The organism is Shewanella sp. 3_MG-2023, from assembly GCF_030548765.1.
GTDB lineage: Bacteria > Pseudomonadota > Gammaproteobacteria > Enterobacterales > Shewanellaceae > Shewanella.
This window is the reverse complement of the sequence record NZ_JAUOSH010000089.1, coordinates 1-563: the sequence shown is the minus strand read 5'-3', so window position 1 is coordinate 563 and position 563 is coordinate 1. Positions and strand designations below refer to the sequence as shown.

The window sequence follows — 563 nt, the reverse complement described above, 5'->3', positions numbered from 1 at the left end:
AGCCTTTTTAGTTCACTCGTATCCCAACGGTCTCTTTCTTGGTTGGCTTTAACTTTGGGCTTTTGCCCTACTGTCACGTTTTCAAAAGGGTTATGGCTGCAGTAGTTCATTAACTTGCACCACTTAAAAAACTGAAATACGGCCGCTAAGTATTCTTTATTACTTTTATAGCTTCTGCCCTGTGTAAGCAGTTCATCACGGTACTTCATCGCATCAGCCGAGGTGATATCGTTAACGCAAATAGCTTGGGTGCTTTTTGGTGACCGGTTACCGATTGTTGGCAGTAACTTAATGAAGTGAAAGGTTCGCTGTTCAAGTTGTTTAATAGAGAGTGGTCTAATACCTGACTTCTCTTTTGAAGCTACAAAATCAGCAAGTGCATCATGTAACGTCACCACGGGCATTGCTTGGGCGACAGCCGTGCTTTCACGGTGTTGTGACAGCTTAGTGTCTCTGATGGGGATGCTATACCTTGATGGCTTTGTACTGATGGTTGACTTGTTTTTCTCAAATTCACTGCGAAGACTGTTAATCACTTCATCAACATAACGAATAAAGTCATT

General features: G+C 42.3%; 1 protein-coding gene. It reads right to left on the bottom strand.

Annotated elements, in window-relative coordinates; genetic code table 11:
- Nucleotides 1–563 (bottom strand): hypothetical protein (locus Q4591_RS20100; protein ID WP_303462628.1); only part of this gene is annotated, 563 nt, incomplete at both ends.